Raw genomic sequence first — 6532 nt, 5'->3', positions numbered from 1 at the left:
ACGGATTGCCTGCTTATCAGTCTTTTTAGGACCCTTTACAACTTTATCTCGACGAATAGCTTGTTTATCAGACTTTTTAGGACCCTTTACAACTTTATCTCGACGAATTGAAGAAAGTTCATAAGCCTCATCGATATCATTAGTGCAGGCCGCTCCCGATAGGATACCAATCGTCAAGAGGCTAAAAAGAAATTTCTTAGTGTTCATGGCTGGAGGAATTAGATTGTTTTTCATTTTCATTATCAAATGTAGGAATTTATAACACCCACAAGAAACCATTTAGTACAAACATAGTGCATTTCACCGATAAAAACAAGCCTTTAAACGAAAAAGAGGTAGTTCATCGACGTTTCTGCAATAAAAGTTCAGTTTGAACGATGTGTCATTTTTTCTACTCATCCCGACCTGCCCAGACTGAGTTTCCGGTGGTTGATGCCTTTGATTTCCAGATAGACATCCGTGCAATGTGGAGGTAAAAGCCCTGCGATCCGTTGGGGCCATTCGATAAAGACATAGCAGTCCGTACCCAGGATTTCCTCAATACCCAGGTCCAGGGCCTCTTCTTCCCCCTCGAGCCGGTAACAGTCCAGATGGTAGGCCAGTAGATTACCGGCGGCATCAAAATACTCATGGATTAAGCCGAAAGTGGGGCTGCTTCCCGCATCTACAGCGCCGAGATCAGCAATTAAGGCCTTGATCAGGGTAGTTTTCCCCGCACCCAGGCCCCCATAAAAGCAGTAGAGTTTGGAACTTTCACCCTTCCTGAGAAAGGCAATGGCTTCATGAATCTCCTCCAGGCTGTAGATTATATTCGACATTTTTTATATCTTTTGGATCAAAAGCCTCTGGAATGCCCCCGGCATTACCAACCATAAACTCTAAAGATACGCCACATGCTGTATTCGAACCCAACAAAATCCTGGAAAAAACAGGCCATAGTGGATGTGACTATTGCCACAATCGTATTGTTTTTGCCTTTGCTTTCTTTTTTACACCTTTTAATTCCTATGGAGGGTGATACCATTCAGCTTTTGAGATTTGAATTTGCACATGGTTTTGTCAATAATCAAGTCTTTATTTGGTTTTTATTTATGCATATTTCTTCTTTTGTTTTTACACTGATAATCTTCTTTTTTTCAAAAGGGTTTTGGAGGTATCTGCTCTTGCCTGCATTATACTATTTTATATCGTACCCTATTTGGGTGTATCATGAAGAATCCACATATTTCTCTGATTTGTTGTTCGGTTTCCCCGACGTTCTTTTAATCCTTTTGATTGTAAGTCTTATCTTATTTCTCGACTATATCGTTAAGGGAAGGCTGGTAAAACGAGATATAGAGCTAACCTTTGAAGCGGGGTGCAGAGAGCTCTTTGAGGCCTGGAATTCGAGATATAATCGGGAAATTCGAAAAACCCTTCAAAGCAGGTCAGATTTCTCCCCCAAAGAGTACCTGCACCGGGTATATTATTACAGCAACCTGGCGGAACGGATGGAAGGGGTAAATTCCGCCTCCCGCGCTTCTTCAGGCAGGGGATCCGGTCTATTGTTGAATTTGGCCTTGAGCAGCCTGCTTTTGGTTTTACTTGTTATACTTTTTGCCTGTCACTGGATACCGGAAAATGAGGCTTCTAGTGTTATATTTGGTTTAAGTGTGGGCAGTTTTGGATTTCACGATTCTTCTACCTTCATATTCTACGCTTCCAATAAAATGTTTCTTTGCGTACTGGGGCTCGTCTGGTTTGCTACCTGCAGGTATTGGTGGAGATGGGCGATTCTTTCGCCAGTGCTGTTTTATTTGTATCAGTTCTGGGAGCTTTTTCAGTCAGTTAGTGAACTTGACAGCTCGGGGAATCTGAAGGTCCTGCCACTGGCCTTGCTTTCGGTGATTGTGGTTGCGGTTTTATGGAAACTAATCCGAAGCATTTCGATTACCCGGGATTACCGTCAGCTTCTAAAGCTTGAGTTGGATAGGAATTTAGAGCAATTCAGCCGGGAAGAAATCCAAAATAAACTGATGCAGATAAAGGTGAATAACCCTGAGGTGCTTTGATTAAGGGATCTGGGGCAACGGAAGGTCTTATTTATGGTCCTTGCCCATCTCCTGAGTAACCTCCCTTAGCAAAGCCTTTAAGTCATCCCTCTGGCGCTCTTTGATTTTTACCTCAATAATACGCTCTATTTCCTGCTTTCTGTGGTCGGGAAGACTATCGAAATCCAGTGTTTCTATAGCTTCTTCTGACTTAAACATCTCTCCATTACCAGTTAGGAGCCAAACGACATTTAAGTCGGGGTAAGTCCTGAGGATGGTCTCAATTACATCGCTGCCAATGGATGCTTTGTTTTTAGCCATTCGCAACGTATATCCGTTACTCGCTCCAATCGACAAGTCAAACTGCCGGGCACTTAACCCTGACTGTTTGATAAACATCATTAGTCGATCGATAGTTTTTATCACAGCTAACTGCTATTGGATTGCACAAATATACACTCTTTTTGCAGTGTTAGAAAATATTCTAAGTCTTTTGAACTTAAATATGAAATAATCCCAATAATTATTTATAATATAGAAAATAATCTATATATTGCTTTTATCTCTTTTGGTCCCTTAGCTAACCTTAATAAACGATACTATGAAGACAATTAAACATGTAGAGCGGTTACAACGACTGCACAACCTGATCGAAATGGAATGTACAGGATCTCCCTTACGAATTGCTGAAAGGCTCAGGATCAGCGAGCGAACCGTTTACTACCTCATTGAGCAATTGCGGGACTACGAGGCTCAAATTGGATATGACCGTGGACGTAAAACGTATTACTATAAGGATGATTTTGTCCTGGAGGTCAACTTTTCGATCTGTATTGGCAATCCCGATCAGGTTACGGAAATTCTGGAGGGGAGTTATTTTAAAAACCGCACCAGACCCGATGAGGATCAGCGCAATTCCAGATACTTATAAGATTTAGCGAGGTTGTAAAACCGCAAAGGGCACGATCTGCTCTTCCAGGGATATCCCACCGTGCTGATACGTATTGCGATAATAACCCGCGTAGTAATTGTAGTTGTTGGGATAGGCAAAAAACAGGTCATTTCTGGCAAAGATGTAAGAACTGCTTACATTGATACTGGGCAAATGAAAATCTGAAGGTTGTTTACACTCCAAAACATCCTTTCGTTCATATGTGAGACTCTTCCCGGTTTTATACCTTAGATTCAGGCTGGTCTCCCGATCCCCGATGACCTTTGAAGGCTGTTTAACGTTTATAGTGCCGTGATCTGTAGTTATGATGAGTTGAGTGCCCTTGGCCTGAGCTTGTTGGATAAGCTCCAGCAATGGGGAATTCCGGAACCAGCTCAGCGTCAGGGAACGATATGCTTTGTCATTGGATGCCAGTTCTTTGATTACTTCCATTTCCGTTTTCGCGTGGGAGAGCATATCTACAAAATTGTATACTACTACGGTGAGTTCCGTATCGCCATGCGATTTAAAGTGTTTCAGGAGGTTTTTTCCCTGCTTGAGCGAACTTATCTTATGGTACTCCCATTTGAGATTTAATCCAAGCCTCTTTAACTGGGCTTCGAGGAACGCCGCCTCATGGAGGTTTTTCCCGCCTTCGTCCGTATCGTTTTTCCACAGTTTCGGGTGCTGCTTCTCCATATCCAGGGGCATAAGCCCTGAAAAAATGGCATTGCGCGCATATTGCGTGGCCGTTGGGAGTATGCTGTAATATGCGGCTTCCTCAGATTTTTTATAGTAGGGGAGCAGTACTTCTTCCAGCACCATCCACTGATCGTATCTCAGGTTATCGATCACGACCATCAGGGTAGGTCCTTTTTGTAGGACAGGGACTACTTTTTTGCGAAACAGGGTATGGGACATCACCGGAACATCTCCTCCATTGAACCACTGTGGGTATGTCTTTTCGATAAATTTCCCAAACTGGTGATTGGCTTCGGATTTTTGGGACTCGAGTATTTCAAACATTCCGCTATCTTCAATATGCTCGAGTTCCAGTTCCCAGTAAATCAATTTCTTGTAAAGTTCTACCCATCCTTCAAAGGAGTTTACCATGGAAAGATCCATGGCGATTTTCCGGAACTCCTGCTGGTAGGTGGCCGTTGTCCGCTCGGATACCAACCTGGAATGGTCCAGATTTTTCTTCAAAGACAACAGGATTTGATTGGGATTGACCGGCTTGATGAGATAGTCTGCTATTTTTGAGCCAATAGCCTCTTCCATCAGGCTCTCTTCTTCATTTTTGGTAATCATAACCACCGGCAGGGAGGCGTTGATTTGTTTCAGTTCCATCAGGGTTTCCAACCCCGAAAGCCCGGGCATATTCTCGTCGAGAAAGACAATATCAAAGGCTTGTTTCCCGACGGCTTCAATAGCGTCCTGCCCGCTGGGACATTTGACAACAGTGTAATTCCGCTCTTCCAGAAAGAGGATATGGGACTTGAGCAAATCGATTTCATCGTCCACCCATAGGATGTTTATTTTTTCCATGACTTGTTTGTTATGGGGACGGGGCGTCCCTCGTGAACCGGCAGTTGATTGATGATTCTGGCGGCAATTTTCTACCTTTGAGATCACAAAAACCATTCCTTTGAAGCGACCTCCCAAGTTGAAACTTTTCAATGATCCAATTTACGGATTTATCCCCATACCCAATAACCTGATTTTTGACCTGATTGCACATCCTTACTTTCAGAGACTCAGGCGAATTTCACAGATGGGATTGAGTTATTTGGTGTATCCAGGGGCACATCATACGCGGTTTCACCATGCCCTGGGGGCGATGCACCTGATGCAGCAGGCCATTGGGATGCTCAGGCAGAAGGGCGTTCAAATAGACCAGGAGGATGCGGAGGGGTTACTTTGCGCGATACTGCTCCACGATATCGGCCACGGGCCGTTTTCCCATGCCCTGGAGAAGGAACTTTTTCGCGGATTGGACCACGAGGGGCTCTCCCTTAGGTTTATGGAAGAACTCAATACGGTTTTTGAAGGGCGGCTGCAGAGGAGTATTGATATTTTTCAAAAAACCCATCCAATACCCTTTCTGAATCAGCTTGTATCCGGTCAGATCGATATGGACCGCATGGACTACTTAAAACGAGACAGTTTCTATACCGGGGTAGCTGAAGGCAACATCAACTCTGAACGTCTGATTGCCATGCTCTCCGTTTATAAGGGAAACCTTGTTGTGGATGCCAAGGGGATATATTCCGTTGAGAAATTTCTCATGGCTCGTCGTTTTATGTACTGGCAGGTATACCTGCATAAAACGAGCCTGGCTGCAGAACAGCTTTTAATACGGATTATTCGGCGGGCCCGCCAGCTCTATAAGGAAGGGGAACTGCAGTGTCCTTCTCCCAGTCTGGACTATTTTTTAGGCCTTTCGGAAAATCAGGCCGGTATTTCCGGGGCTGCACTGAAGACTTTTGCCCTGTTGGATGATGTGGATATTCTGGCCGCTCTTAAATCCTGGCAACAGGATTCAGAACCTGTCCTTGCCAAGTTGTGCGAAATGATCCTCGATCGAAAACTACCAACTATAAAAATCAAGGACACGCCTGTAGCACCTGAGCGTGTTGAAAAGAAAATGAGGCAGTTTATGAAGGCTACCGGTTTTAACAGGGAAGAAGCATCCCATTTTGTCTTCTCGGGGGAAATCAGCAATCAGACCTACAGTGCGCAAACCCAAATTCTCATTCTCGAAAAGAATGGTGAGGTTTCTGATGTCGCCCGGCATTCCGGACATTTAAACCTCGGATCCCTTTCTGAAACACAGACCCGGTATTATATCTGCTATCCAAAAAAAGGGATATGACAATTTTTCTTACTTTTGCCACATTCGAATCTAATTTCAGGTAACCTTTTGGAATTTACGGCCAGTCAGATCGCAGGCATCCTCGAAGGCGAGGTGGATGGCAACCCAGGAGTTGCGGTTCACAAATTGTCTAAAATTGAGGAGGGAGAAGTCGGCTCTTTAACTTTTTTGGCCAATCCAAAATACACGCCCTACATCTACAGGACGGAAGCCTCTATTATCATTGTAAATAAGGATTTCATTCCCGAACAAGAGCTCAATTCCACCCTCATAAAAGTGGATGATGCGTATAAAGCCTTTTCGAAGTTACTGGCGTATTACAATCAGGTAAAAAATAACAAGACCGGGGTTGAAAAACCGGTTTTTATATCGGATTCGGCGACCTATGGAACGGATATCTACCTCGGCGCTTTCGCCTATATCGGTGCAAATGTCGTCCTGGGGGACAATGTTAAGATTTATCCGAATGTCTATATAGGTGATAATGTGCAAATAGGGGACAATACCATTGTGTTTGCAGGGGCTAAAATTTACTCCGAGACCCAAATTGGCGCAGACTGCGTCATACATAGCGGTGTCATCCTGGGAGCGGATGGTTTTGGTTTTACCCCGGATGAGAATGGGGAGTTTGCCAAAGTCCCTCAAACCGGAAATGTGATCCTGGAAGATCATGTAGACGTGGGAGCAGGGACTACC

General features: G+C 44.2%; 8 protein-coding genes. 4 read left to right on the top strand and 4 right to left on the bottom strand.

Annotation, left to right across the window (positions count from 1 at the left end; all coding sequences use genetic code 11):
* Together WBV75_RS10195 and tsaE are read right to left on the bottom strand one after the other, a co-directional pair.
* A partial coding sequence (locus WBV75_RS10195) for a hypothetical protein (RefSeq protein ID WP_424120509.1) occupies positions 1 to 240 on the bottom strand: 240 nt, incomplete at its 3' end.
* Positions 241 to 395: 155 nt separating this feature from the next.
* On the bottom strand, positions 396 to 818 hold the full coding sequence (tsaE, locus tag WBV75_RS10190) for a tRNA (adenosine(37)-N6)-threonylcarbamoyltransferase complex ATPase subunit type 1 TsaE (RefSeq protein WP_424120508.1): 423 nt from the start codon (positions 816 to 818) through the stop codon (positions 396 to 398).
* Positions 819 to 1202: 384 nt separating this feature from the next.
* On the opposite strand from tsaE, the gene WBV75_RS10185 reads away from it, so the two are divergent.
* Positions 1203 to 2051 (top strand): hypothetical protein, encoded by an 849-nt coding sequence (locus tag WBV75_RS10185; protein WP_424120507.1) that lies wholly within the window; start codon positions 1203 to 1205, stop codon positions 2049 to 2051.
* Positions 2052 to 2078: 27 nt separating this feature from the next.
* Here the strand turns inward: WBV75_RS10185 and WBV75_RS10180 are convergent, their stop codons facing one another.
* Complete coding sequence (locus WBV75_RS10180; protein ID WP_424120506.1) at positions 2079 to 2432, bottom strand: hypothetical protein; 354 nt, start codon at positions 2430 to 2432, stop codon at positions 2079 to 2081.
* Positions 2433 to 2631: 199 nt separating this feature from the next.
* On the opposite strand from WBV75_RS10180, the gene WBV75_RS10175 reads away from it, so the two are divergent.
* The gene (locus WBV75_RS10175) at positions 2632 to 2961 is read left to right on the top strand and encodes a DNA-binding protein (protein WP_424120505.1); all 330 of its coding nucleotides are present in this window, start codon (positions 2632 to 2634) and stop codon (positions 2959 to 2961) included.
* 3 nt (positions 2962 to 2964) lie between these two features.
* Here the strand turns inward: WBV75_RS10175 and WBV75_RS10170 are convergent, their stop codons facing one another.
* Entirely contained in the window at positions 2965 to 4509 is a 1545-nt protein-coding gene (locus WBV75_RS10170; protein WP_424120504.1) for a PglZ domain-containing protein, read from the bottom strand.
* A gap of 100 nt (positions 4510 to 4609) precedes the next feature.
* Between WBV75_RS10170 and WBV75_RS10165 the strand changes: the two genes are divergently transcribed.
* Positions 4610 to 5836 carry an HD domain-containing protein gene (locus WBV75_RS10165; protein ID WP_424120503.1) on the top strand — a complete coding sequence of 409 codons (1227 nt, stop codon included), beginning with the start codon at positions 4610 to 4612 and terminating at the stop codon, positions 5834 to 5836.
* Positions 5837 to 5884: 48 nt separating this feature from the next.
* Positions 5885 to 6532: UDP-3-O-(3-hydroxymyristoyl)glucosamine N-acyltransferase (locus tag WBV75_RS10160; RefSeq protein ID WP_424120502.1), on the top strand; the 648-nt coding region annotated here is incomplete at its 3' end.

This window comes from Robiginitalea sp. (assembly GCF_049588695.1).
In the GTDB taxonomy this organism is placed as follows: Bacteria; Bacteroidota; Bacteroidia; order Flavobacteriales; family Flavobacteriaceae; genus Robiginitalea.
This window is presented reverse-complemented; position numbering and strand designations above follow the sequence as displayed.

Bases quoted from the DNA above. Each gene is read 5' to 3' on its own strand.
- tsaE (WP_424120508.1), bottom strand. From the start codon at position 818: ATGTCGAATATAATCTACAGCCTGGAGGAGATTCATGAAGCCATTGCC.
- WBV75_RS10180 (WP_424120506.1), bottom strand. From the start codon at position 2,432: ATGATGTTTATCAAACAGTCAGGGTTAAGTGCCCGGCAGTTTGACTTG.
- WBV75_RS10175 (WP_424120505.1), top strand. From the start codon at position 2,632: ATGAAGACAATTAAACATGTAGAGCGGTTACAACGACTGCACAACCTG.
- WBV75_RS10170 (WP_424120504.1), bottom strand. From the start codon at position 4,509: ATGGAAAAAATAAACATCCTATGGGTGGACGATGAAATCGATTTGCTC.